Here is a 25075-nt window from a genome sequence, read left to right as displayed (position 1 = left end):
CGCCCTTGCGGTGGCTGTAGCTCAGTTGGTAGAGTCCCAGATTGTGATTCTGGTCGTCGTGGGTTCGAGTCCCATCAGCCACCCCAAACAGACCAACACGCCAGCATGGAGGGACTTCATGCTGGCGTTTCTTTTTGGGAGGTCGCCCGCCCGATGCAATCTTTCATGATGAACGAACGCCGCGCCTTGTTCAAAACTTTGGGGGCTGCCGGGTTCGCCGTGGGCACCTGGGGCAGTGGTGCCCTGCGGACGCTTGCGGCGCTGGGCCTGTGCAGCGGCACATCGGCAGCCTGGGCACAAACGAGCGCGCGGCCCGTGGCAAACCGCTCCCCTGCCTTTGAGGCCGAGACGCCCGGCGATGCGCTGCGACAGTTGATCGGCAACGCGCCGATGACCGAGGTCGGTGAACAGCAGATCCAGTTGCAAGTGCCCGAACTGGCCGAGAACGGCGCCATGGTGCCGGTGAGCGTGATCAGCCTGATCCCCGGCACGCGGCAGATCATGCTGCTGATCGAGAAGAACCCGCACCCCCTGGCCGCCAGCTTTTATTTTCCCGAAGGCACCGAACCCGGCTTCCAGACCCGGGTGAAGATGGCACAGAGCAGTCGTCTGCGGGTCGTGGTGCAAGCTTCCCAGGGCCAAGACCTGCGTAACTACACGACGGTGAAGGAAACACGCGTCACCCTGGGCGGCTGCGGGAGCTGAAGCATGAACACCGATCTGCCCTCGCCCGAGCCCATGCGCCTGCGCGCCAACCACGCCAACGGCGTGACCGAGGTACGGGTGCTGGTAAAGCACATCATGGAAACCGGCCAACGCCAAGACCCGGCGGGGCGGACCATCCCCGCCCACTACATCACCGAGGTGCAAGCCCACCACCTTGGCGCGGGCGCGCCACGCCTCGTGCTACAGGCGCAATGGAGCACGGCAATCGCGCAGAACCCCATCCTCTTCTTCAAGTTCAAGGGCGGTGCGCCGGGCGAGAAAGTCGTGCTGCAGTGGGTGGACAACCTGGGCGTGCGTCGCAGCGACGAAACGCGGATCGTCTGATCCCTCACGCCATCGAGGCACGGCCCATGCGTTGGGACATTTTCTGCAAGGTCATCGACAACCACGGCGACATCGGCGTGTGCTGGCGCTTGGCACGCCAGATCGCCGCACGCGGACAAGAGGCGCGGCTGTGGGTGGATGACGCCTCGGCCCTGGCCTGGATGGCGCCCGGCCAGATCGAGAGCGTGGAAGTCCACCCCTGGTCAGGCCAGGCACCGGCGGGGCTGCCGCCCGGCGACGTCCTGATCGAAGCCTTTGGCTGCGACATCGCGCCGGACTGGATCCAGGCAGTGGCCACGGCGGACACAGCCTGGATCAACCTCGAATACCTGAGCGCGGAACCTTATGTGGAGCGCATGCATGGCCTGCCCTCGCCGGTGCTCAGCGGCCCCCTGACCGGCTGGCGCAAGCGCTTCTTCTACCCCGGCTTCACACCGGCCACCGGCGGCCTGCTGCGCGAGCCCGACTTGCAGCAACGCCAAGTCGGGTTCAAGCGCGAGGCATGGCTCGCGGCACAGGGCATCTGGCCGGAGGATGGCAGTCAGGTCATCTCACTGTTCTGCTACGAGCCCGACGCCCTGTCCTCCCTGCTGGCGCAACTCGCGCGACCGGACGCGCGCGAAGGACAAGAAGGACAACCCCGCACCACGCACCTGCTCGTCACCGCAGGCCGCGCGGCGGCGGCGGTCCAGACCACGCTGGGGGCACAGAACCCCAATGGGGCCGACGACCCATCACGGCTGCGCATCCACTACCTGCCCCGCCTGAGCCAGGACGACTACGACCATCTGCTCTGGGCCTGTGACCTGAACTTCGTGCGCGGCGAGGATTCCCTGGTCCGGGCTCTTTGGGCGGCGCGGCCAGGACCGACGGGAAGCTTGCAGTCCATCCCCTTCGTCTGGCAGATCTACCCGCAGCACGACGGCGCGCACCATGTCAAATTGCAGGCGTTCCTGGACTGGATGCTCCCGCAAGCCGGCGACCACGCTGGGCTGCGCGCCTTCCACGCGGTCTGGAACGGATTGCACGCGGGGGCATTGCCAGCGTTGGCCGGGTCGAGCTGGGCCGAAGCGACGCAGGGCGCGCGCGCGCGCCTGCTCGCGCAAACCGATCTCTGCACGCAATTGCAGGCGATGGCTGAGGCGACATGATTCCGCCCATGGCTTGGGCATCGGCCTCAGCACTCACCTGCCTCACCCAGCGGTAGGCTCAGAGCGAGCGGTCCGGCCACCCCCGGCCATCCCAAAGGCAAAAAACGCTAAAATCAAGGGCTTTGCAGAACGCCGCCGGAAGACTTCGGGAGCGGCCAGTCTATTTCTCCATCACTGGACAACACATCATGAAAATCGCTCAAGAAATCCGCGCCGGCAACGTGATCATGCACGGCAAGGACCCGATGGTCGTGCTCAAGACCGAATACGCCCGCGGTGGCCGCAACGCCGCCACCGTGCGCATGAAACTCAAGAGCCTGATCGCCAACTTCGGCACCGAAGTCGTGTTCAAGGCCGACGACAAGATGGACCAGGTCATTCTGGAAAAGAAGGAATGCACCTACTCCTACTTCGCCGACCCCATGTACGTCTGCATGGATGCCGACTACAACCAGTACGAAGTCGAAGCCGAGAACATGGGCGACGCCCTGCACTACCTGGAAGACGGCATGGCCGTGGAAGTGGTGTTCTATGACGGCAAGGCCATCTCGGTCGAACTGCCGACCAGCGTCGTGCGCGAAATCACCTGGACCGAACCCGCCGTCAAGGGCGACACCTCGGGCAAGGTGCTGAAGCCCGCCAAGATAGCCACCGGTTTTGAAGTGCCGGTTCCGCTGTTCGTGTCGCAAGGCGACAAGATCGAAATCGACACCCGCACGGGCGAATACCGCAAACGTGTCTGACCCTCGTGGCGCAGCCCTGCTGCGCCCGTCCCGCGCCAGGCTCGAGGCCTGCCCAGGCTCCTCGTTGCAGGAGCCTTTTTTCTTGGGAATCGAATCATGCTGAAACACGCCCGTGACCTCAACCAGCGCACCCTGGCCGATGCCTGGGACGAACTGAAGGCCCACGCCGACGCCGGCCTGCCCCTGCAGGCCGACGCCTACCGCCTGGCCTTCGCTGACCCGGAATTCCTGTTGCGCCGAGACACACGCGGCATCCGCATCCAGCTCGAACTGATGAAGCCCGATCTGGAGCAGCAGGAACAGGGCATCGAGCACACGGTGGTGGTCTACGGCAGCGCGCGCACGCCCTCGCCCGAACAGGCACAGGCCAAGCTGGAAGCCGCCCGCCAAAGCGGCGACTCCGAGGCACTGAAGCTCGCCGAGCGCGACCTGCGCAATTCCCGGAACTACGACGCCGCCCGGCGTTTCGGCAAGCTGGTGGCCGAGCACAGCGCCCAGTTGCCGGCGCACGAACGGCTCTACATCTGCACCGGTGGCGGCCCCGGCATCATGGAAGCGGCCAACCGGGGTGCGCACGAGGCGGGCGCACCCAACGTGGGCCTGAACATCACGCTGCAGCACGAGCAGAGCGGCAATCGCTACATCACGCCCGGCCTGAGCTTCAAATTCCACTACTTCGCGCTGCGCAAGATGCACTTCATGATGCGCGCCAAGGCGCTGGTCGCCTTCCCCGGCGGCTTCGGCACGCTGGACGAGCTGTTCGAGGTGCTGACGCTGGTGCAGACCGGCAAATCGGAACGCGTGCCCGTGGTCCTGCATGGCAGCGATTTCTGGAAACGGCTCATCAACTTCGACCTGCTGATCGACAACGGACTGATCTCGCCGGGTGATGTGGACCTGTTCTACATCGTCGACACGCCCGAAGCGGCGTGGGACGCCATCCAGTCCTTCTACAACCTCGCCGCGGGCGGTCGGGCCTCCGCCAGCTAGGGTTTCAGGCCCCAGGCGGCGCGGCTGCCCCAGCCCACCGCCGCGCCCACGGTCCAGAACACCAGGGACACCCCCACCACCGCGCCCACGCTGCCGAACATCAGCGGCATCGCGACACTGGACGCATTGAGCGTGAGCAAGCGCAGGCCCAGGGCCTCGCCATGCCGGTCATGCGGGGTGATCTGGTGCAGCGTGCTCATGATGAGCGGCTGCACCGAGCCCAGCACCAGCCCTAGCAGCACCGAACACAGGCCCATGCTCCAGGCGCCAGGCATGAAGGGATAGACCACGAACAGCACGGCGGTGACCAACATCGCGCCACCGATCACCACCCATTCGCGCAGGCGGGACGCCACCCAGGGCATGAGCATGCGCACCGCGGCCGCCGAGATAGCAAAGGCGCCCAGCAGCGTGCCGATGGTCGAGGCGCTGAATCCGCGCTCGTGCCCCAGCACCGGCATCACGAAGGTATGCACGTCCCAGCAGGCCGAGAGCAGCCAGTTGACCAGCATCAGGCGGCGCATCATGGGCTCGCGCAGCAGGTCCCAGGCCTTGCGCGTGCCCGCGGCGGGGGCCGCGGCCGCGCGACGCTGCGGGGCGCGCCGCACGCACAACCAGGTCACCAGGGGCAGCAGCGCCGCGAACAGGAAAGCGGCGCGGTAGCCCTGCAGATCACCGGGTTGCCCACCGAACCAGACGCCGGCATGGTCGATCAACAGACCCGCGAGCAAGGGGCCGAGGAAGTTGGAAAACGCCGGGCCGATGGACAGCCAGCTGAACATGCGCTTGAGTTCCGCCGCGCCGCGCGCGCTGCGCCCCACCTGCCGCTGCAGGGCGATGGATGCTGCGCCTGTAGCCCCACCCGCGCACAGGGCCGCCAGGCACAACACCGGAAAGACGGGAAACACGGCGGCCAGCAAGGTGCCGCTGACCGCGGCCATCACACCCAGGCCCACGGGGCGGCGCAGGCCATGGCGATCGGCGTAACGCCCCGCCGGCAGTGCCAGGAAGACCTGGGTCAGAGCGAACAAGGACATCAGCACGCCCACCGCCAGCGGGCTGTAGCCCTGCGTCAAGGCCAGCAGGGGCGCGGCCATGCGCAGGCCCGCCATGCAGGCGTGCAGGCAGATGTGGCCCAGGATCAGGCGCGCCAACAGCCAGTTCATTCAGGCACCCACGTTCCGCACAGCCATCCGCACCGCCCCCTCCTCAGGCCTGCGCTCACGCGGCGGGGCTCACTCCTCATCCGCGCCCTTGTCCAGCGGCAGCAGGTTCTGCGCCTGGGTTTCGGGCAGGGCCTCCACGGCCTTGAGCGCGCGGTTCATGGCGCGGCTGCGCACCTCGGCGCTGTCCAGGGTGTTGAGCACGGTCTGGGTCTGGGTCTTGACCCGTGCCAGCACCTCGCCGAACTTGTTGAATTCAGTCTTGACCGCGCCCAGCACCTGCCAGACCTCGCTGCTGCGCTTTTCCAGCGCCAGCGTGCGAAAGCCCATCTGCAGAGAGCTCAGCATGGCCAGCAAAGTCGTGGGGCCGGCCAGCGTGACGCGGTGTTCGCGCTGCAATGCCTGCATCAGGCCCGGGCGACGCAGCACCTCGGCATACAAACCCTCGGTGGGCAGGAAGAGGAAGGCGAAATCCGTTGTGTGGGGCGGCGCGAGGTACTTCTCGGCGATGCTCTTGGCCTCGAGCCGGATACGCGCTTCCAGCGCCTTGGCCGCGCTCTCGGCGCCCAGCGCGTCCGCGCGCTGCTGGGCATCGAGCAGGCGCTCGTAATCCTCGTTCGGGAACTTGGCATCGATGGGCAACCAGCAGGGCGTATCGTCCCCGCCGAGGCCCTTGCCCGGCAACCGGATCGCGAAGTCCACCACATTGCGGCTGCCCGGCACGGTAGCCACCTGCGCGGCGTATTGATCGGGCGCGAACACCTGCTCCAGCAGGGACGCCAGTTGAGCTTCGCCGAACATGCCGCGTGTCTTCACATTGGTCAGCAGGTGCTTGAGGTCGCCCACGCCCGCAGCCAGGCTCTGCATCTCGCCCAGGCCCTTGTGCACCAGCTCCAGCCGCTCGGCCACCTGCTTGAAACTCTCGCCCAGTCGCTGCTCCAGCGTGGCGTGCAGTTTCTCGTCAACGGTGGCGCGCATCTCGTCGAGCTTGACCGAGTTGCTCTGCTGCAACTGCGCCAGCTTGGCCTCCATGGTCATGTTCATTTCGCCGATGCGCCGCGCGTTCATCTCGCTCAGATTGGACAGCTGCGTCGTCAGCGTGTCGCGCACTTCCTTCTGGAACAGCGTGATCTTCTGGCTGAAATCGTCCAGCCGCGCGTCCTGCGTGCGCGTGGCCGTCGCCGCCTGCTGCACCAGGCTCTGCTGGAAAGTCGCCAGCGTCTGCTGCAACTCCTGGCGCGTGCCCCGGGCCGAGTCACCGATGTCCTGCCGCAGCTCGCGCGCCAGTTGCTGGCCGGCACTGGTGTCGCCACGGCGCAGCAGCAGCACGATAAGCAGAACCAGGTTCACGACCAGGAGCGCGAGAACGAGCAGTACCAGCAGGGTGATGTTCATAGGCAAGGCAACTCACACCGGTTCACGATCCGGCGGCCACAGAGGCGAATCATGGAGTACAGGCCGAACAAGACGACCCCATCAAACAAGGCCGGCAAAGCGGCCTGCTCACAGAAAGGAGAGCCGAGCGAAGTGCCCGCCCAGACGGTTGAATTCTACGCCCGGCCCATGGCCTCACCAGAGTATCAGCACCGTCGCCAGGCCGAGGAACAGACCCATGCTGGCCACATCGGTGGCCGTGGTCAGGAAGATGCTCGAGGCGGTGGCCGGGTCCGCGCCCAGGCGCTTCAGGGTCAGCGGGATCATGGCGCCCGAAATGCCACTGACGACGCAACTGCCGATCATGGCCAACAGAATGGCGACCGCGAGCCAAAGCGCGGCCGGGTTGTGCTGGGATGCCGCGGTGACATACATGCCGACGGCACTGACGAGACCGACCAGCAGGCCGTTGAGCAGACCGAGCCAGGCCTCCTTGGCGACCAGGGCACGTTCGCGCCCAGGTCGTACCTCACCCAGGGTGAGGCCGCGCAAGGTCACCGCCAGCGCCTGACAGCCGGTGTTGCCACTCTGGCCAGCCAGCACGGGCAGGAACAGGGCCAGGATGACCAACTGGTTCAGCGTCTCCTGGAAAATCCCGACCACCGCGGCGGCGAGGAAGGCCGTCAACAGGTTGAACTGCAGCCAGGGATGGCGCAGCTTCAGGCAGCGCTGCCAAGGCGTGGTCAAGCGTTCTTCCTCGACGCCGACCATGCTGGCGGGCTGGGCGCTGATCTCGAAGTTCTGCTCCTCGAACAGCACCTGGCCACGCACCAAGCCGACCAAGCGCCCTTGACCGTCGCAGACCGGGTAGACGGGATAGTGGCGGCTGAGCACAACCTTCATGGCCTCCGCCAGTGGCATCTGCGCGTTCAAGCTGAAAGGGGACGGGATCATCACCGCATCCAGGGTCTGGTCGTGGTCGGCGAAGAGCAGGTCACGCATGGTGATCACGCCACGCAGGCGGCCGGCCTCGTCCACGATGAAGCCGTAGGTGATGAAGGCCTGCTTGATCAGCTCGCGCAGGCGCTCGATGGTCTCGCCCACCGTGAGCTGCAGCGGAAAGACCGCGTAGACCGGGTCCATGAGCCGGCCCACACTGCCCTCGGGGTGGCTGCGGTTGCGCGCCCACTGGCGCACATGGATCGGTGGCGCGGCCGCGCGCACGCGCTCGGCGTAGTCCTCGGGGAACAGATCCAGGATGGCGGTGGAGCGGCCCGGGTGCAGCTCCAGCAGCAGTTCACTGCTGAGGCTGGGCGCTTCGTCGCGCAGCAGCTTGGCGGCCTCCTGGTCATCGCGCTGCGCAATCGCCGTGCGCAGCCCGGCACGCCGCTGCCCGGCGTCCATGGCTGTCTCGCTCGTATGGTGGTGATCCATGAAACGGTGTCCTGCCCTTGCATGCCCCAGTCTGGCCGACGTCAATGTGATTTTGCTTTGGCACGACGACGCCCCCTCTGCGCCAGTATCCGTAGTTCGCGGCGCTGCCTCGGGCACCAACGGGGTTCTGGCGATGTACCGTGCCGCCGCGCGTGCAGTCTAGACGATCGAGATGGGTTTCCTCCCAGGCGCGGCCTGCCTCAGGGCCGCAGGCCGGTCCCCTGCGCGACCGCGATCAGCCGTCGGTAGAGAGTGCCTGGGTGCTGTGGTACGGCACGATCAGGCGGCCGCTGTCGTCGGCCATGGCCTGGATGGCGATGCGCGGCGCGGCGGAGGTGATCGAACCGAAGATGGTCGCGAAAGACACATCGGCCGCGTCACGACCGGTGCCCAGGCGCACGAAGCCCATGGGGATGGCGGTGCCCGAGGGGTCGAACAGGTACCAGCGGTCACCCAGCCATGCTTCCACGTAGGCGTGGAAGTCGGTCGGGCCGAGCGCCGGGTCGGCGCCGTAGTCGATGCCCGTCGCGAAACGGGCCGGGATGTTGACAGCGCGACACAGTGCGATCATCAAATGAGCGAAATCGCGGCACACACCCACGGTGCTCAGCAGGGTGTCGATCGCGGACGTGTCGGACGTGGACGAGTTGGATGTGAAGGTCGTGTGGCTGAGCACCCAGTCGCGGATGGTCTGCACCCGGGCATACCCTTGGGGTAGGCGGCCGAATTCGCGCATCGCGAATCGGTGCAAGCGGTCCGAGGGGCAATAACGGCTGGGGTAGATGTAGCTCAGCACCGACAGTGGCAACCGCGCGACGGGGACCTCGGCGATGGTGCCGGGTTCGGCCATGTGGTGATCCAGGTCGATGGTCGCGTCGTAGCGCACTTCAAGCGGACCTGGCGCAGCCTGCAGGCGCAGGTAGCGGTTGCCTGTCGCGGGATCGGTCTGGACCACCGACGGCTGTGGCTGGCTCAGGCTCAGCGCTTCGCGGACCACGCGCTGCCGCTGCGTGTGCGCGGCATGGATGTTGAAAACGAAGTCGCCCCCGTACTCGCCGATGGTGTAGGCCAGCTCCAGCGCGATGTGCAGGCGGATCATCGCGGCGGCGGCAGGCCGCGAAGGTCGAGGGGATCGTGGGAATGAGGCATGTGTGTGTGGCCCGATTGTAGACCCGGGTCTTGCAACGATCCGTGTCATGACGCACACAGGTCGCATTGGGCTGGGAGCGCCAGCGCACGGAAACACCGCGCAAAAACAGCCAGCATGCACCTTGCGCGGACCCGCGCCCCGATGCCCTTCCCACCCTTCCCAGTCACCAACGAAGATCCCATGGACCACATCACCACGACGGACGGCACCCAGCTCTACGTGAAGGATTGGGGCAACGGTCGGCCCGTGATCCTGATCCACGGCTGGCCACTCTCGGCCGACAGCTGGGACGACCAGGCCATGGCCATCGCGTCGGCCGGCTACCGCGCCATCGCCTATGACCGACGCGGCTTCGGCCGTTCCTCGCAGCCCTGGAACGGCTATGACTATGGCACGCTGGCCGACGACCTGGCCGCGGTGATGCAACAGACGGGCGCGCAGGACGCCGTGCTGGTGGGTTTCTCGATGGGCGGCGGCGAGGTGGCGCGCTACATGTCACGTCATGGCGGCAAAGGGGTCACGCAAGCGGTACTGGTGTCCTCGGTACTGCCGTTCCGGCTGAAGACCGAGGACAACCCCGGCGGCAGCCCGCAGTCCGCCTTTGACAAGACGGCCGCCGCGCTTGCCGACGACCGCCCCGCCTTTCTGGCCGGTTTTTTCAAGGACTTCTTTGGCATCGGGAATGACAGCCGTCCGATCAGCGCACAGACGCTGGAATGGGCGCGCGGCGTGGCCATGCAAGGCAGCCTGAGGGCCACGCTGGAATGCCAGAAGTCCTTCTCAAGCACTGACTTCCGTCCCGATTTGGGCGCATTCAAGGTGCCCACGCTCTTCATCCATGGCACAGAGGACAAGACAGTGCCCATTGCTTCTTCAAGCCGGCCTGCGGCCGCAGGCATCGCGCGCAGCACGCTGATCGAATACGAGGGCGCGCCGCATGGCCTGTTCGCCACCCACAAACGACGACTCAGCAAGGACTTGCTTGAGTTCATCGGCCGGCGTGGCGCGTGAGTCGCAGGACCAACTGCGCCGCAGAAGCTGAAGGCGCCTGAACCCAGGCGGACCGGCCTGGGCCGGTTGCGGCGTGGGCAGGACGACCCGCGCCGGCATGTGATCGTTTTTGCATATGGATATGAAAAAGCATTGGTTCACACCGCGTCTGTTCCTGCCTATGATTTTCGCCAGGACGTCAAGCCGCCCTGCGGCGAAAAACGCCGACCCAACCAACTTCTGGAGTCAGACTCTCATGCGCAAGCGCACTTTCAACACCCTGATCGCCTCGGCCTTCGCGGCGATCCTGAGCCTGGGCGCAGCCACGGCCCAGGCCGACCAGCTCGCCGACATCAAGAAAAAGGGCGTGCTCGTCTTCGGCATTCTGGGCATCGATGAACCCAACAGCTTCGTCGACCCCAAGACCCGCCAGTTCATCGGCTACGAAATCGACCTGGCCAACGCCATCGCGCAGAAGATCGGCGTCAAGGCCGAATTCAAGCAGGTGGCGGTTGCCGCCCGCATTCCCGAGCTGCAACAGGGCCACGTGGACCTGCTGGCCGCGTCGCTCACCCACAACAAGGAACGCGAAGCCCTGATCGACTTCGGCCTGACCCACTTCGTCACCGGCTCCAAGGTGGTCGTCGCGAAGAAAAGCGGCATCACCAGCGTGCACCAGCTCGGCGGCAAGAAAGTCGTGACCGTCAAAGGCGGCACGCAGGAACCCAACCTCAAGCGCGTCGTTCCAACCGCCGACGTGGTCACCTTCGAATCGACGCAGCAGGCCTTCCTGGCCCTGCAGCAAGGCAAGGGCGTCGCCTACATCAACGACGAAGCCTCGCTCTACAGCGACGTGCTCAAGCTGGGCCCCAAGGCCAAGGACTATGTCGTCCTGCCGGAAAACCTGAACGTCGAGCCGCTGGCCATCGGCATCAGGAAGGGTGAAACGGCGCTCAAGGCCGTGGTGGACCAGACCCTGCGCGAACTCGAAACCTCTGGCGCGGCCGACAAGCTCTACGAAAAGTGGTACGGTCAGGGCAGCAAGCTCAAGTTCGGCAAGCGCACCTGGAAGATCGAGTCCGACAAGGTGGACGGCTGATATCCGGTCTGCCGGCCCCAATCTGCCGGCCGACACGACGGCCCGCCCCCAGGCGGGCCGTTTTTCCGTTCCCGGACAATCCCCCCGATGCCCTCCTTCGATTTCTCCCTGCTGCTCGCGGGGCCCTACCATGAGATGCTGCTGGCCGGCCTCGGCATGTCGTTGCTGCTGCTGGCCGTCTCGCTGACCCTGGCCCTGCCACTCGCGGCCACCCTGGCCCTCTTGCGGCTTTCACCCTGGGCGCCGCTGCGCGCCATCGGCTGGCTCTGCATCGAAGTGCAGCGCAACATCCCGCCCCTGGCCCATCTGCTGTTCTGGTACTTCGCCGCGCCCGAGCTGCTGCCCGAGGCGGTCCGCGACTGGCTCTACGGCCACAACTTCGAGGCCATCGCTGCCGTGGTCGCACTCACGCTCTACGCCGCGGCCTTCATGGGCGAGGACCTGCGCAGCGGCATCCGCTCCGTGCCTGCCGTGCAGTTCGAGGCGAGCCGGGCCCTGGGCCTGGGCTTTCTGCCCACCATGCGCCTCGTGATACTGCCGCAGGCCCTGCGCATCGCCACGCCGCCCCTGTTGTCGCAGACGCTCAACCTCTGGAAGAACAGCAGCCTGGCCACCGTGATCGGCACGGCCGAGCTGATGTACGCCGCCGCCAAGGTCGAGACCGAAACCTTCCGCAGCTTCGAGGCCTTCGCATTCGCGACCGTGTGTTATCTGACGGTTTCGCTGGCCATCGGCGCCCTGGCCGCCTGGTTCGCCCACCGCTATCCGCCGCGCTCGCCTTGAGGACTGCCCATGACCTTTCTTGAAGTCATCGACAACTACTGGCTCTATTTCCTCGTCGGCCAGTACCCCGAAGGCCCGCTGGGCGGGCTCGCCCTCACCCTGCTGCTGTCCGCCGCCGGCCTGCTCGCCTCCCTGCCCATGGGCCTCGCGCTGGGACTGGCGCGCGTGAGCCCCTGGCGCGCCCTGCGCTGGCCCGTGACCGCCCTGGTCTACGTGGTGCGCGGCACGCCGCTGCTGATGGTGGTGTTCTGGGCCTATTTCTTCCTGCCCAGCGTGACGGGCGCGAAGACGGACCAGTTCACCACCATGCTGATCGCGCTGGCGCTGTTCAACGGCGCCTACCTCGCCGAGGTGGTGCGCGCGGGCATCCTGGGCCTGCCGCGCGGCCAGATGGAAAGCGCACGGTCGCTCGGCCTGTCCTGGCTGCAGGCCATGCGCGGGGTGATCTTGCCGCAGGCCCTGCGCAATATGCTGCCCTCGCTGGTCAGCCAGTTCGTGATGACCATCAAGGAAACCTCGCTGGGCTACATCATCGGCCTGAACGAGGTGTCCTTCATCACGTCCCAGATCAACACCCAGGTCTTCGTCTACCCGGTCCAGCTCTACCTGCTGCTGGGCCTGAGCTACTTCACGCTCTGCTTCAGCCTCTCGCGTTTTGCCTACTGGCTGGAACGCCGGCTGGACCGCAAAGCGCCATCCCTGCACCATTCCGCCTCTGCCGTCGCATGATCACCTTCGACAACGTCAACAAATGGTACGGCCCGCGCCGTGACTACCACGCCCTGGTCGACATCAACGAGACCGTGACCCGGGGTGAAATCGTCGTGGTCTGCGGCCCCTCGGGCTCGGGCAAATCGACGCTGATCCGCACCCTCAACCGCCTGGAGCCGATCGACAGCGGTCGCATCACCCTGGACGGCGAGGACATCCACCGCAAGGGCCTCGACCTCAATGCCTTCCGCTCGCGCATCGGTTTCGTGTTCCAGCAGTTCAATCTGTTCCCGCACCTCACGGCCCTGGAAAACTGCACGCTGGCGCCCGTCTCCCTGAAACGCGCCACCAAGGCCGAGGCCCGCGAGCGCGCGCTCGCCCTGTTGGACCGCGTGGGCCTGTCCCACAAGGCCGACGCGCTGCCGGCGCAGCTCTCGGGCGGGCAGCAGCAACGCGTGGCCATCGCGCGCGCGCTGGCCATGCAACCGCCGCTGATGCTGTTTGATGAGCCCACCAGTGCGCTCGACCCGGAAATGGTGGGTGAGGTACTGCAGGTCATGAAGGACCTGGCGCGCGACGGCATGACCATGGTGGTCGTCACGCACGAAATGGGCTTTGCCCGCGAGGTGGCCGGCCGCGTGCTTTTCATGGATGCGGGCCGGGTGCTCGAACGCGCCCGCCCCGATGAATTCTTCACCCGCCCGCAGCACCCGCGCGCGCAGCAGTTCATCGCGGACATCCGCATTCATTGAGGAAGCCATCGCGCCCCAACAACCCAGCGCTCTCCCTTGTCAGCGTGGCCGTGCGCCAAGCCGGCGACGGGTCCCGGCGGCGGGCGGTTCACGCGAGGTGCGGCAGCGCATGCACCGCCAGCAGCAGAGCCGCAGCAGTGATGCCTAGCAAGGCGCGCAGCCATGAGGACGCCGGCCAATCCTGGCTGGTTTCGTCGTCCTGCTGCTCAAGCGTGCCTTGTGTCATGTGATCCTTGATGAGATGCACGGATTGTGAAAACAAGCGCCGTAAAAGAGAACGAAAAGATCGTCAGATGCATATGGCCGAATCGGCATAAGGCCGATCGGCCAATGCGCCCTCAGGTGTAGGCGGAAGGCGTCGGCAGGACGTCGTTCAGCGCCCAGTTGCCCAGATCGCGCAGTTTGTATTCGATCGGATCGTGCAAGGTGTGGGTGCGGGCGTTGCGCCAGAAACGGTCGTGGCCCAAGGGCGCGTGCAACGAGGAGGTACCGGCCACTTCAAACAGGCGGCTGCCGATGTCCAGGGCAGCGCGCGCCGCCACCACCTTGGCCGAGGCCACCGCGATCGAGACTGCACCGCGTTCCTCGGCCGTGAGCGACAGGCCACGCTGCCAAGCGGCCTCGATTTGTTGCGCCGCCTGCTCGGCCAGGGCCTCGGCGGCCTTGAGCTGCACCCAGAACTCGCCGAACTTCTCCAGCAGATAAGGGTCCTGCGTGGCCTGCTCCACGTTCGACAGCACCCAGGGCCTGCGCCACTGCCGCGTGTGATCCCGCGCGGCCTGGTGTGCGCCCTCGGCGATACCGAGGTAGATGTTGACCAGCATGGACTGCGACAGCGTGGAGCGCAGCGAAGCCCAGGCGCTGCTGCCCGGGCCGGGGTTCAGCACCTCCTCGGGATGGACCAGCACGTCCTCGAAGATCACGTTGCCACTGTCGGTCTGGCGTTGCCCGATGGCGTTCCAGTCGCCCTGGATCTGCAAACCCTCACGGTCCGTGGGCAGGGTCGCCGCGATCAGCCGGCCGCATTCCAGATGGGCCGAGACCAGCAACACATCGGCCCCCACCGCGCCCGAGCAAAAACTCTTGACGCCATTGAGCACCAGGCCTTCGTCGAACTCCGCCGCCGTCACGCGCTTGTCGGCCGGGTTGTTGGCATTGCCCCAGAACCAGCGCTCGCGCACGGTGCGCGTCAGCCACTCTTCTTGCTGCTCCTCGCTGCCGAAGAAGGACAGGCTGGCCACCTGCAGATGCTGGAAGGCAAAAAGGTGCGCAAGAGAACTGTCCACCGCCGCGATGCGGCGGATGGCACGCAAGATGACGGGCCAGCTTTCGCCCTGCCCACCGAACTTTGTCGGCACGGCCAGGGTCAGCAGCCCGCTGTCGCGCAACAGCGCGCGTTCAGCGGTGGCATGGCCGCCTTGCCGGTCGCGCTCGACGGCGGTGGCCGCCAGGCTCGCGCACAGCAGCGCGAGTGTTTCGTCCAGAGTTTGCTTGATGTCCATGGCGCAAGGACTCTAGCGAAGACGGGCCGCAAAGCGAACGACTCAATCGTTGCTTGCTTATCGCTGCAATATCTATAGACCCAAGTCGTGGCAACTCAAAGCAGCGCGTCGGCCCAGATGTTGCGCGCCCAGGACTTGGCGTATTGGCCTTCCAGCGCATTGGCCGCGGAGGACAGGCCCCCGGCCCCCGGCACCGCCGTCAGCGTCTTCTGCTCCGCGTTCCATTTGTGGACGGACGCCACATGCACCACTTCCGTCTCGGAGACGAAGCTGTAGCAGGTGTTGGCGAGGATGGGCTCGGGGTTGACCTCACGCCCCTGCAGCAGCGCGATGACCGCGTCCGCCGCGACCTTGCCGTGGTTGTTGGCCATGAAACCGGACTTGGGCATGCCCGGCGCCGAGGCCGTGGCGTCGCCCAGCACGTGCACGCCCGGCGCGACGGCGGACTCAAAGCTGCGGAAGTCCACGCCCGCCCAACGTCCGCCCACGTTGAGCAGCTGGGCCTGCTGCGCGATGCGGCCCGCCTGCTGCGGCGGCACTACGTTGAGCACGCCCGCGCGCACGGTGTCAAAGCTGGTCTCGATGGACAGGCTGTTGGCATCGACGCGCACAAGCTCGTTGCTCGCTCGGTACTCGACCAATCCCGGGTACAGATCGGTCCAGGCCTTAAGGAACAGACCCTTCTTCGACGTGATGTCCGGGTTGGCGTCCAGCACGATGACTTTGGAGCGCGGCTTGTGGGCCTTGAAGTAAGACGCGACCTGCGAGACGCGCTCGTAAGGTCCCGGCGGGCAGCGGTACGGCGCCTTGGGGATGTGCAGCACATAGGTTCCGCCGTTGTCCAGGGCCTCAAGCTGCTTGCGCAGCGCGACCGTCTGGGCGCCCGCCTTCCAGGCATGCAGCACCTTGGCTTGCGCCTCGGCGCTTTCCAGACCGGGCGTCTGGTTGTAGAGAAAGTCGATGCCCGGCGAGACGATGAGGCGGTCGTACTTCAGGGTGTCGCCACGCGCCAACCGCACTTCCTTCTTGGCCACGTCTATGGCCGTGGCCTCGTCACGCACCACGCGCACGCCGTGCTTGCGCTGCAAGGTGTCGTAGCTGGTGGTTAGGTTTTCGATCTTCTCGTAACCACCCAGCACGAGGTTGGACAGTGGGCAGGAAATGAAGGCGGCCTCACGCTCGACCAGCACCACCTCGAGTTCCTGTGCCGTACCCATCGTCCATAAGCGCAGGTACTTGGCCGCTGTCGCGCCACCGTAGCCCCCGCCGATCACCACCACGCGCTGGCGCGCCGTGCCGATGGGGGTGGCAGCACAACCGACCAAGGTGGTCAGGGCACCGGCACCCGCGCCAGCCGCGACGGTGCGCAAAAAAACTCTGCGTTGCATCGTGTTCATGTTGCGTGTCTCCAGGGTTCAAGGCGGTTCAAGGCTTCTGGGCAGCGAAAAAAGCCGCCAGACGTTCAAGCTCGCCGTCGCTGTAGCCCTTGGCGTGCTGGTGCATCACGGTGGCCTGCAGCTCACCTTTCTTGTAGGCCAGCAGCTTTTGCAGCAGCACGGTCTTGTCCTGGCCGGCGATCACCGGGATCGCACCCCGCGCGGGGCCTCCCGCGCCATTCGTGCCATGGCAGGCAGCGCAGCTCGCGGCCCAGACGCGGACCTGGGTGTCCACGCCCTGCGCGGCGGCGCTGGTACTCAGCGCCACGGCCAACAACAGGATGGACCCGATGGATAGGAATTTTTTCATGCGCCAGTCTCCAGAAAATTCAGATCCGAGTATCGAAACATTCTGACCCAATGCAAACCCGTGTTTGTTCCTTGATTTGGCTTTTCATTCAAAACACAGATCGGCCAGACTAGCTGCAATCAACAAGACCGACATGAATGCTCCCTGATTTCCGGTGTGATTGGACGGACGCTGGCCTCGTGGCGTTTACTTCTTGGCGTAGATCTGGTCGAAGCTCGCGCCGTCGGCGAAGTGCTCCTTGTCCGCCTTGGCCCAGCCGCCGAAGCCCTGGTCGATGGTGAACAGGTTGAGCTTGGGGAACTGCTTGGCGTACTTGTCGATGGCCTTCTTGGAAACGGCGGGGCGGTAGAAGTGCTTGCCCGCGATGTCCTGGCCTTCCTCGGAATACAGGTACTCGAGGTAGGCCTGCGCGACCTTGCGCGTGCCCTTCTTATCCACGTTCTTGTCCACCACCGCCACGGCGGGCTCGGCCAGGATGGAGAGCGAAGGTGCCACCACGTCGAACTTGGCGCCGAATTCCTTTTCCAGCAGATAGGCCTCGTTCTCCCAGGCGATCAGCACGTCGCCCTGGTTGCGCTGGGCAAAGGTGATGGTGGAGCCGCGTGCGCCGGTGTCCAACACGGGCACGTTGGCGTACAGCTTCTGCACGAATTCCTTGGCCTTGGCATCGTTACCATACTTGCGCTTGGCGAACTCCCAGGCCGCCAGGTAGTTCCAGCGCGCGCCGCCGGAAGTCTTGGGGTTGGGGGTGATCACGCTCACGCCGGGCTTGACCAGGTCATCCCAGTCCTTGATGCCCTTGGGATTGCCCTGGCGCGTCACCAGCACGATGGTCGAGGTGTAGGGGGAGGAGTTGTGCGGCAGTTTCTTCTGCCAGTCGGCGGCCAGCCAGCCCCCGTTCTTCACCAGCGCATCGGTGTCACCCGCCAGGGCCAGCGTGGCCACGTCGGCGTCCAGGCCGTCAATGATGGAGCGGGCCTGCTTGCCTGAGCCGCCATGCGACTGCTTGATGGTCACGTTCTGGCCGGTTTTTTCCTTCCAGTACTTGGCGAAGGCGGCGTTGAACTCCACGTACAACTCGCGGGTGGGGTCATAGCTCACGTTCAGCAGGGTCACGTCCTGCGCCAAAGCCGGGGTGCCGGCAAGGCCGAGGACGGACAGCAGACCGGCCAGCAGGGGAAACTTGATAAAGTCGCGGCGTTGCGTCATGTCGGGTTCCTTGGTTCGATGTTGGAATCGCTGCAATCGAGAAAAAAGCGATGCAAGGCATTCTGGAGAGACATGACCCAAACTGGAACGAATAAGATTTCAGTTGCTTATTACCCAAACATCCATAAAAACCATCCAAGAGATTCACGACATGGCACGCACCGTCAATTGCATCAAACTCGGCAAGGAAGCCGAAGGTCTGGACTTCCCGCCCTATCCCGGCGAACTGGGCAAGCGCATCTGGGAAAGCGTGAGCAAGGAGGCCTGGGCTGCCTGGCTCAAGCACCAGACCATGCTGGTCAATGAAAACCGCCTGAACCTGGCCGACGCGCGCGCGCGCCAGTACCTCGCGCGCCAGATGGAAAACCACTTTTTCGGCAGCGGTGCCGAGCAGGCCCAGGGTTACGTGCCCCCCAGCGCCTGAACGCGGCCCCACCCCAGGGCATCGGCTGAGGCACGGCCCGCATCGCGTCACCGCACCCCGATGAGCGAACCCGTCAGCTGGCGCGAGGGCACGCCGTACAGCGAGCGTTTCGACGATCTCTACCGCACGACGGCGGATGGCTTGGCCCAGGCGCGGCGCATCTTTCTCGCGGGCTGCGGTCTGGCGGATCCCGGCGTTGAACCAGCCCAAGCGCAGACGCAGAATCCAACTACGCGCGCAAGCGCCTGGGCGGATCAGCGCCAGTGGCGCATTCTGGAAACCGGCTTCGGCCTAGGACTGAATTTTCTCGCCACCTGGCAAGCCTGGCGCAACGATGCCCGGCGCCCCAGCCTGCTGCATTTCATATCCATCGAGGCGTTCCCGGTCGCTGCCGAGGACCTGGTGCGCGGTGCCCAGGCCTGGCCGGAACTGGCGCCTCTGGCCGAGGAACTGGCCAAGCAATGGCGGCGGCTGGAGCCCGGCAGTTCCTGTGCCGTGCAGCGGCTGAGTTTCGACCACGGCCGCGTGCTGCTGACCCTCTGCTTGGGCGATGTGCGTGAGATGCTGCGGGAACTGCGCCCCACCCTGCCACACCGGGTGGACAGTGTGTTCCTCGATGGCTTCTCTCCGCACGCCAACCCGGACATGTGGTCGCCCGACACCTTGCGCGATCTCAGCACCTTGGCCCGGCGCGGCGCCACGCTGGCCAGTTGGACGGCCAACGGCGCGGTGCGGCGCGCCTTGACGGAAAACGGTTGGCAGGTCGAGAAAGTTCCGGGCTTACCCCCGAAGCGCGAAAGCATCCGCGCGGTGTACGCGCCACGCTGGGAGCCGACCCGCGCGCGCGCGCCAGTGGACCGCGAGCCTGGGCGCTGCGTGGTCATCGGCGCGGGTCTGGCCGGTGCGGCGACAGCCGCTGCGCTGGCGCGCCGGGGTTGGCAAGTGACGGTGCTGGATGCGGCAGCGCCCTCGACTTTGCAGCATGACGAGAGTCGCCCAGCCCATGGGGGGGCGAAACTGCTGGATTCGCTCGAGGGCAGCTCCGCCGCACGGGCGTCGGATCTGCTCAATTCGTTCGAGGGCAGCTCCGCCGCGCGCGCGTCGGATCTGCCCGTGGGCCTGTTCTCCCCCCATGTCTCGCCGGACGACAATCTCTTGTCGCGCTTGACGCGCGCAGGCATACGTCACACGGTGCAGTCGGCGGAACATTTGAGCCAGCAAGGCCTGTTGCGGGTGGACCAGGACTGGTCGCTCAGCGGTGTGCGGGACCAGGGCCATGCGGCGCCGATCGTCCATGCCCTTGCCGGTTGGATGAAACCCGCACGCCTGGTCGCGGCCTGGCTGGCGCAGCCGGGCGTGCAGGTGCGCGGCCACGTCAGTGTCGCTCGCCTGCGACGCACCGGTCCGAATGCAGCTTGGCAGGTGCTGGACGCGCAAGGGACGGAACTGGCGCAAGCCGAGTTGGTGGTGGTCGCCGCAGCCTGCGCCAGCGCGAAGCTGCTGGACGCATACCTGCCCGCCTCGTCGCCCTTGCCCCTGAACCCGGTGCGCGGGCAAATCAGCTGGGGCCTGCATGCAATGCAACAGGACCGCACCGCGCCCCCTTGGCCTCCGACACCGGTCAATGGCAACGGCCACTTCATTCCGAACGCGCCCATGGACGCAGGCACAGCCTGGCTATGCGGCTCCACCTACGAACGCGGTGAAACCGATCCCCAGCCCTCGCATGCCACAGTCGCCACCGGCCATGCCGCCAATCTGGACAAGTTGCGCGCGCTGCTGCCCGCCATCGCACAGCAGCTCGAGCCCACCTTCATGCGCGGTGAGGTACGGGCCTGGAGCCAGATCCGCTGCACCTCGCGGGACCGTCGGCCCCTGGTCGGTTTCGTGGATGACGCAGGCGTGGCGCCAGAGAGTTTCCAGAGATCGTCCACACCCGGCAGCCTCGCCATCCTGACCGCCCTGGGTTCACGCGGTTTGAGCTTCGCCGCGCTCTGCGCCGAGTTGCTGGCCGCGCAACTGCACGCCGAACCCCTGCCCCTGCCGCACAAACTGGCCCGTGCCCTGGATGCGAGACGGGTCGGCGGTACGCGAACGCGAAAGACCGACGTCTGAGCGCATGCGGGGCGCACGAACGGATGGAATCTGGCCCCTCGGTCAGGATCGCCTTGCGCCCGATTGCATTCCTTACATCGTGTTGCAAGGTGACGCCCCCGTCATGGAAGCCTGGCCTTGACAATGCCGGACTGCCCATCCACCGCCGCCGCTGCACCATGGAAAACTCCACCACCGCCTCGCCCGCACAGACACCCGCCGCCACTGGCCTGGCCGGCGCGCGCAAGCCTTTGAGCGCCCTGGTGGTCGCGCATGACCCTGCCTTGAAGCAGCAGTTGGTGCAGACACTGGCTGCGATGGTGGAGATCGGTTCGGTGCGCGGCGCGCAGACGCTGGAGACGGGTCTGGTGGCCATCGATGGCGGCATGGTGGATCTGCTGGTCGCCGACCTGGACCTGCCCGACGAGGGCGGTCACATTCTGATCCGGCATGCACGGCGACGCTTGGCGAGCTGCAAGGTGCTGGCCCTGGCCACCCCGTCCACCGCCGAGGCCCGCATGCCGGCGGCCGTGCAGACCGGGGCCCTGGGCTGGCTGCGGGTACCGGAGTCACCGGAACGGGCGGGCGCGGAAGTGGCCGCGCAAATCCGGCAGCTGCTGGCCACCTGAACCGGGAACGCACCCGGGGCTCGCACGGGCAGGCCTCCGCAGGCGGACCGACCACCCTCGCGGCATGGCGCAAAATACACCCATGTCGCACAAGCTCATTCTCGACATCGACCCTGGCCTCGATGACGCACTGGCCCTGGCCTTTGCCCATGCCCATCGGGGTTTGGCGCTGCAAGCCATCACCACGAGTTTTGGCCGCGTGGCATTGCCCCAAGCCACCCGCAACGCCTTGCGCCTGTGCGCGCTGCTGGGCCGGGACGAGCTGCCGGTCTGTGAGGGCGTCGTGACGCCCACACGCAAGGGGGAATGGCTGCCCGACCCCGGCCTGCACGGACAGGACGGTCTGGGAGACTGGACGGGCGACGGCCCCTTGCAACGTGGCACCGATCCGCGTTCCGCCGCGCGCTGCATCGTCCAGCTGGCCTTGGCCCATCCGGGCGAGATCACCCTGATGTGCGGTGGTCCTTTGAGCAACCTGGTCCAGGCCCTGCGCCTGGAACCCCGGCTGCCGCAGCTCCTCAAGCAGGTGGTGGTGGCCGGCGGCTGCCTGGATGCGCCAGGCGACGTGTCCCCCGGCGCTGAGTTCAACCTGTGGTCCGACCCGCACGCGGCAGATGCGGTGCTGGGCGCAGGTTTCCAACTCACCGTGCTGGGCCTGAACGTCAGCCGTACCGCGCCCCTGCCGCTGGACTGGCTGGAACACTGGGCAGCGCAGGAGCCGTCCAACCCCATGCGACAGCTGCTGTGGCACGCCGCGCGCCACCAATCGCAGGTGCAAGCCGAGGAAGCGGGGCTGGCGGAAGGAGCGGTCCGCCCCGCCATCGCCATCGCTGGCGTGCTCGGCTTGGTCTGGCTGCTGCACACCGAGCTGTTCCGCCTCGTCCATGGCCCGGCCCGGGTGGCGCACGACGGCCTGGCCGAAGGCCAGCTGCTGCTGGACCGGCATGCCGACCTGGGCCTGCCGCCCTACCCGCAACCGGGCTGGGGCACCGACCAACCCGCCGTGCGAGCCGCCATCCACCTGGATGCGGCGGCCTGCCTCGACCTGGTTCAGCAGACGCTGGCTCCCCTGAGCTGAACGCCCATCCCAGCCGCGCCCCGCGGGCGAATTTGCTTATTACCGGGAGTCATGGACTCCTAAGCAAAATGTAGTTTGGAATTTGGAGCGTGACTTTTACAGTCGCGCCCATGTACCAGTACACCGATTTCGACCGTCAGTTCATCCGGCTGCGCGCGGAACAATACCGCGACCAGTTGCAGCGCCGCCTCGGCGGACAGCTCAGCGAAGAGGAATTCCGGCCCCTGCGCCTGCAGAATGGCTGGTATGTCCAGCGGCACGCGCCCATGCTGCGCGTGGCCGTGCCCTATGGCGAAATCTCCGCGCCTCAATTGCGCGTGCTGGCCCGCATCGCCCGCGAGTACGACCAACCCAGCCACGAGGTGTTCCAGGGCGCCGTGGCGGCGCAGAACAAGCTGGGCGATGTGCAACTGCGCGACGGCCAGGCCATCGGCAGCAAGCTGGTGACGGGTTATGGCCACTTCACCACCCGCCAGAACGTGCAGTTCAACTGGATCCCGCTGGACCAGAGCGCGGACGTGATGGACCTGCTGGCCACCGTGGACATGCACGGCATCCAGACCAGTGGCAACTGCATCCGCAACATCACCACGGACGCGCAGGCGGGCGTGGCCGTGGACGAAATCGCCGACCCGCGTCCCTGGGCCGAAATCATGCGCCAGTGGAGCACGCTGCACCCCGAATTCGCCTTCCTGCCGCGCAAGTTCAAGATCGCCATCACCGGCGCGCGCGAAGACCGCGCGGCCACGCCCTGGCACGACGTGGGCCTGCACCTGATCAAGAACGCGGCGGGTGAATTGGGGTTTAGGGTGCTGGTGGGTGGCGGCATGGGCCGCACCCCGACCATCGCCACCGTGATCCGCGAGTTCCTGCCCGCCGAACAGATCCTCAATTACCTTGAAGCCGTGGTGCGCGTCTACAACCGCTGGGGCCGCCGCGACAACAAGTACAAGGCGCGCATCAAGATCCTGGTCAAGGCCGAGGGCCAGCGCTACGTGGACGAGGTCGAAGCCGAATACCGCCAGATCCTGGAGCATGACGGCGCTCCGCACACGGTCAGCGCCGCCGAACTGCAACGCGTGAGCGCGGGTTTCGTGCCGCCGGCCCTGAAACTGGACGCCGCTCCCGCCGAACCCGTGACGGCCGCCGAACAAGCCGAATACCAGCGCTGGTTACAACGCAACGTCCACGCCCACCAGAACCCCGCGCTGCGCGCCGTCACGCTCTCCTTCAAGCGCCCCGGCCAGTCGCCCGGCGACGCCACCGCCGCGCAGCTCGACGCCGTGGCGGAATTGGCCGAACGCTACAGCGCGGGTGAAGCCCGCGTGACGCACCAGCAGAACCTGCTGCTGCCCTGGGTGCAGGCCACGCAACTGCCCGCGCTCTGGCGCGAGGCCAAGCGCCTCGGTCTGGCCAAGGCCAACATCGGCCTGCTCTCCGACATGATTGCCTGCCCCGGTGGTGATTTCTGTGACCTGGCCAATGCGCGCTCGCTGCCGCTGGCCGAGGCCGTGACCACGCGCTACCAGGACTTGGACGAGTTGGAAGACCTGGGCGAGATCGACCTGCACATCAGCGGCTGCATCAACTCCTGCGGCCACCACCACAGCGGCCACATTGGCATCCTGGGCGTCGACAAGGATGGCAAGGAGTGGTACCAGGTGACAGTGGGCGGCTCAGACGGCAAAGACCTGTCGGGCGCGGCCGTGCCGGGCAAGGTGATTGGCCCGTCCTTCTCGTCGCACGAAGTGCCGGACGTGATCGAAGCCCTACTCGACACCTACCGCGAGCTGCGCGCCACCGGCGCCGACGGCCGCCAAGAGCTGTTCATCGACACCGTCAAGCGCGTGGGCATCGATCCCTTCAAGCAGGCCGGACAGCAAGCACGCCACCCGAACGCCGACGAAGAAGAAGCCACCGCCTGAGCCGGAATCCAACCATGTCTCTCACCCTCATCACCGCCCAGGCTGCGGCCAGCGAAACCGTTTCCCCTTCCGTGCTCGCCCTGCCCAACGACGCGGACCCGCGTGAGGCCAAGCTCGACGGCGTGACGCGCATCGACCTGCACTTCCCCGCCTTCACCGATGGCCGGGCCCACAGCCAAGCCTTCCTGCTGCGCCGCCGCCTCGGCTTCCAGGGAGAGATCCGTGCCACCGGCGACGTGCTGGCCGACCAATTGCCCCTGATCGCGCGCAACGGCTTCACGCAAGCCGTGCTCAAGGAAGGCCAGGACCTGGCCATCGCCGAACGCCAGCTCACGCGCTTCCCGTCCTACTACCAGGGCGACGCCGTGTTGCCACAACCGCGTTTCGCGCGGGAGACCACATGAACAGCCGCCTGAACCCCGCCAGCGTGATCAACACGGGCAAGGCCATCACCGCGGCCGATCTCGCGGACGTCAACGCTCGCCACGGCCACGACGCCCCCGCCTTGGTGGCCTGGGCGCTCGGCCTGGGCCAGAAGGCCATCGTCACCACCAATTTCCGCCCCTTCGAGGCGGTGATCCTGCACCTGGTCACGCAGGTGCAGCCTGATGTGCCCGTGGTCTGGATGGACAACGGCTACAACACCGATGCCACCTACCGCTATGCCGACGAAGTGACGCGTTTGCTGGGGTTGAACCTGCGCATCTACCTGCCGCGCCGCACGCGCGCGCACCGCGAGGCGGTGGAAGGCCCCGTGCCCGCGCTCGACGACCCACGCCACGCGGCTTTCACCGAAGAGGTGAAGCTCGAACCCTTCGCCCGCGCGCTGCGCGAGACCGCGCCCCAGGTCTGGTTCACCGCGCTGCGCGCCTCCGACAGCGCGGTGCGCGCCCAGATGGAGCCGGTGAGCATCAACCCCGATGGCCTGATCAAGGTCGCACCGCTGCTGCACTGGTCGTCCAAGGACCTGCACCAGTACTGCGAGGCCCATGGCCTGCCCAACAACTTCGACTACGTGGACCCGACCAAGGGTGAAGCGCAGCGCGAGTGCGGGCTGCACCTGGCCCACTGAATGCAG

General features: G+C 66.3%; 26 protein-coding genes and 1 tRNA gene. 18 read left to right on the top strand and 9 right to left on the bottom strand.

From position 1 onward, the window contains the following. Positions 1–10 precede the first annotated feature (10 nt). The 6 genes from AZ34_RS08795 (at position 11) to AZ34_RS08770 (ending at position 3934) form a co-directional block, all read left to right on the top strand. Positions 11–86 (top strand) — tRNA-His (locus AZ34_RS08795). 79 nt (positions 87–165) lie between these two features. Then, a complete protein-coding gene (locus AZ34_RS08790; RefSeq protein ID WP_035607169.1) occupies positions 166–705 on the top strand; it encodes a thiosulfate oxidation carrier protein SoxY in 540 nt (179 codons plus the stop codon). Between the two features lie 3 nt (positions 706–708). Continuing rightward, on the top strand, positions 709–1050 hold the full coding sequence (soxZ, locus tag AZ34_RS08785; protein WP_035607166.1) for a thiosulfate oxidation carrier complex protein SoxZ: 342 nt from the start codon (positions 709–711) through the stop codon (positions 1048–1050). A gap of 26 nt (positions 1051–1076) precedes the next feature. Further along, on the top strand, positions 1077–2201 hold the full coding sequence (earP, locus tag AZ34_RS08780; protein WP_035607163.1) for an elongation factor P maturation arginine rhamnosyltransferase EarP: 1125 nt from the start codon (positions 1077–1079) through the stop codon (positions 2199–2201). Positions 2202–2389: 188 nt separating this feature from the next. Beyond that, positions 2390–2944: an elongation factor P gene (gene efp / locus AZ34_RS08775; RefSeq protein ID WP_035607160.1), complete on the top strand. Its 555-nt coding sequence runs from the start codon at positions 2390–2392 to the stop codon at positions 2942–2944. Between the two features lie 96 nt (positions 2945–3040). Continuing rightward, a complete protein-coding gene (locus tag AZ34_RS08770; protein ID WP_035607157.1) occupies positions 3041–3934 on the top strand; it encodes a TIGR00730 family Rossman fold protein in 894 nt (297 codons plus the stop codon). Here AZ34_RS08770 and AZ34_RS08765 read toward each other — a convergent pair. The 4 genes from AZ34_RS08765 to AZ34_RS08750 all read right to left on the bottom strand — a co-directional run bounded on the left by AZ34_RS08765 (position 3931) and on the right by AZ34_RS08750 (position 9004). Continuing rightward, positions 3931–5100: an MFS transporter gene (locus AZ34_RS08765; protein WP_035607154.1), complete on the bottom strand. Its 1170-nt coding sequence runs from the start codon at positions 5098–5100 to the stop codon at positions 3931–3933. The genes AZ34_RS08770 and AZ34_RS08765 overlap by 4 nt on opposite strands. A 69-nt stretch (positions 5101–5169) precedes the next feature. After that, the gene (locus AZ34_RS08760; RefSeq protein ID WP_035607153.1) at positions 5170–6492 is read right to left on the bottom strand and encodes a DNA recombination protein RmuC; all 1323 of its coding nucleotides are present in this window, start codon (positions 6490–6492) and stop codon (positions 5170–5172) included. Positions 6493–6666: 174 nt separating this feature from the next. Continuing rightward, on the bottom strand, positions 6667–7905 hold the full coding sequence (locus AZ34_RS08755) for a magnesium transporter (protein WP_035607148.1): 1239 nt from the start codon (positions 7903–7905) through the stop codon (positions 6667–6669). Positions 7906–8140: 235 nt separating this feature from the next. Beyond that, positions 8141–9004 carry a transglutaminase-like domain-containing protein gene (locus AZ34_RS08750; RefSeq protein ID WP_035607144.1) on the bottom strand — a complete coding sequence of 288 codons (864 nt, stop codon included), beginning with the start codon at positions 9002–9004 and terminating at the stop codon, positions 8141–8143. 231 nt (positions 9005–9235) lie between these two features. Between AZ34_RS08750 and AZ34_RS08745 the strand changes: the two genes are divergently transcribed. The 5 genes from AZ34_RS08745 (at position 9236) to AZ34_RS08725 (ending at position 13390) form a co-directional block, all read left to right on the top strand. Next, on the top strand, positions 9236–10066 hold the full coding sequence (locus tag AZ34_RS08745) for an alpha/beta fold hydrolase (protein WP_035611278.1): 831 nt from the start codon (positions 9236–9238) through the stop codon (positions 10064–10066). Positions 10067–10301: 235 nt separating this feature from the next. Further along, positions 10302–11144: an ABC transporter substrate-binding protein gene (locus AZ34_RS08740; protein ID WP_035607141.1), complete on the top strand. Its 843-nt coding sequence runs from the start codon at positions 10302–10304 to the stop codon at positions 11142–11144. An 87-nt stretch (positions 11145–11231) separates the two neighbouring features. After that, positions 11232–11927: an amino acid ABC transporter permease gene (locus tag AZ34_RS08735; protein WP_035607138.1), complete on the top strand. Its 696-nt coding sequence runs from the start codon at positions 11232–11234 to the stop codon at positions 11925–11927. A 9-nt stretch (positions 11928–11936) separates the two neighbouring features. After that, the gene (locus AZ34_RS08730) at positions 11937–12656 is read left to right on the top strand and encodes an amino acid ABC transporter permease (RefSeq protein ID WP_035607135.1); all 720 of its coding nucleotides are present in this window, start codon (positions 11937–11939) and stop codon (positions 12654–12656) included. Continuing rightward, a complete protein-coding gene (locus AZ34_RS08725; RefSeq protein ID WP_035607132.1) occupies positions 12653–13390 on the top strand; it encodes an amino acid ABC transporter ATP-binding protein in 738 nt (245 codons plus the stop codon). The genes AZ34_RS08730 and AZ34_RS08725 overlap by 4 nt, the downstream gene beginning before the upstream one ends. A gap of 88 nt (positions 13391–13478) precedes the next feature. On the opposite strand, the gene AZ34_RS18270 is transcribed toward AZ34_RS08725, so the two are convergent. The 5 genes from AZ34_RS18270 to AZ34_RS08705 all read right to left on the bottom strand — a co-directional run bounded on the left by AZ34_RS18270 (position 13479) and on the right by AZ34_RS08705 (position 17847). Then, positions 13479–13616, bottom strand: coding sequence for a hypothetical protein (locus AZ34_RS18270; RefSeq protein ID WP_155831754.1), 138 nt, complete (start codon positions 13614–13616; stop codon positions 13479–13481). A gap of 112 nt (positions 13617–13728) precedes the next feature. Continuing rightward, positions 13729–14892, bottom strand: coding sequence for an acyl-CoA dehydrogenase family protein (locus AZ34_RS08720; protein WP_035607129.1), 1164 nt, complete (start codon positions 14890–14892; stop codon positions 13729–13731). A 95-nt stretch (positions 14893–14987) separates the two neighbouring features. After that, entirely contained in the window at positions 14988–16280 is a 1293-nt protein-coding gene (locus AZ34_RS08715; protein WP_231495496.1) for an NAD(P)/FAD-dependent oxidoreductase, read from the bottom strand. Between the two features lie 37 nt (positions 16281–16317). Then, entirely contained in the window at positions 16318–16638 is a 321-nt protein-coding gene (locus AZ34_RS08710; protein ID WP_035607124.1) for a c-type cytochrome, read from the bottom strand. 186 nt (positions 16639–16824) lie between these two features. Continuing rightward, the gene (locus AZ34_RS08705) at positions 16825–17847 is read right to left on the bottom strand and encodes a sulfate ABC transporter substrate-binding protein (protein WP_035607121.1); all 1023 of its coding nucleotides are present in this window, start codon (positions 17845–17847) and stop codon (positions 16825–16827) included. Positions 17848–17998: 151 nt separating this feature from the next. On the opposite strand from AZ34_RS08705, the gene AZ34_RS08700 reads away from it, so the two are divergent. From AZ34_RS08700 to AZ34_RS08670, 7 genes are all read left to right on the top strand, one after another. Further along, on the top strand, positions 17999–18271 hold the full coding sequence (locus AZ34_RS08700) for an oxidative damage protection protein (protein WP_035607118.1): 273 nt from the start codon (positions 17999–18001) through the stop codon (positions 18269–18271). A 60-nt stretch (positions 18272–18331) separates the two neighbouring features. Then, complete coding sequence (gene mnmD / locus AZ34_RS08695; RefSeq protein ID WP_035607114.1) at positions 18332–20386, top strand: tRNA (5-methylaminomethyl-2-thiouridine)(34)-methyltransferase MnmD; 2055 nt, start codon at positions 18332–18334, stop codon at positions 20384–20386. Positions 20387–20544: 158 nt separating this feature from the next. After that, positions 20545–20994 (top strand): response regulator, encoded by a 450-nt coding sequence (locus AZ34_RS08690; RefSeq protein ID WP_035607111.1) that lies wholly within the window; start codon positions 20545–20547, stop codon positions 20992–20994. 82 nt (positions 20995–21076) lie between these two features. Further along, the gene (locus AZ34_RS08685; protein WP_051509638.1) at positions 21077–22072 is read left to right on the top strand and encodes a nucleoside hydrolase; all 996 of its coding nucleotides are present in this window, start codon (positions 21077–21079) and stop codon (positions 22070–22072) included. Positions 22073–22182: 110 nt separating this feature from the next. Further along, positions 22183–23997: a nitrite/sulfite reductase gene (locus tag AZ34_RS08680; RefSeq protein WP_035607108.1), complete on the top strand. Its 1815-nt coding sequence runs from the start codon at positions 22183–22185 to the stop codon at positions 23995–23997. Positions 23998–24011: 14 nt separating this feature from the next. Continuing rightward, positions 24012–24401, top strand: a complete 390-nt coding sequence (locus tag AZ34_RS08675; RefSeq protein ID WP_035607105.1) for a DUF934 domain-containing protein — start codon at positions 24012–24014, stop codon at positions 24399–24401. Continuing rightward, the gene (locus AZ34_RS08670; RefSeq protein WP_051509637.1) at positions 24398–25069 is read left to right on the top strand and encodes a phosphoadenosine phosphosulfate reductase family protein; all 672 of its coding nucleotides are present in this window, start codon (positions 24398–24400) and stop codon (positions 25067–25069) included. Before AZ34_RS08675 ends, AZ34_RS08670 begins: the two co-directional genes overlap by 4 nt. Positions 25070–25075 lie beyond the last annotated feature (6 nt).

The sequence above is a fragment of the Hylemonella gracilis str. Niagara R genome, from assembly GCF_000600295.1.
GTDB lineage: Bacteria > Pseudomonadota > Gammaproteobacteria > Burkholderiales > Burkholderiaceae_C > Hylemonella > Hylemonella gracilis_A.
Note: the sequence above shows the minus strand (reverse complement) of the source record. Positions and strands in the feature narration are given on the sequence as shown.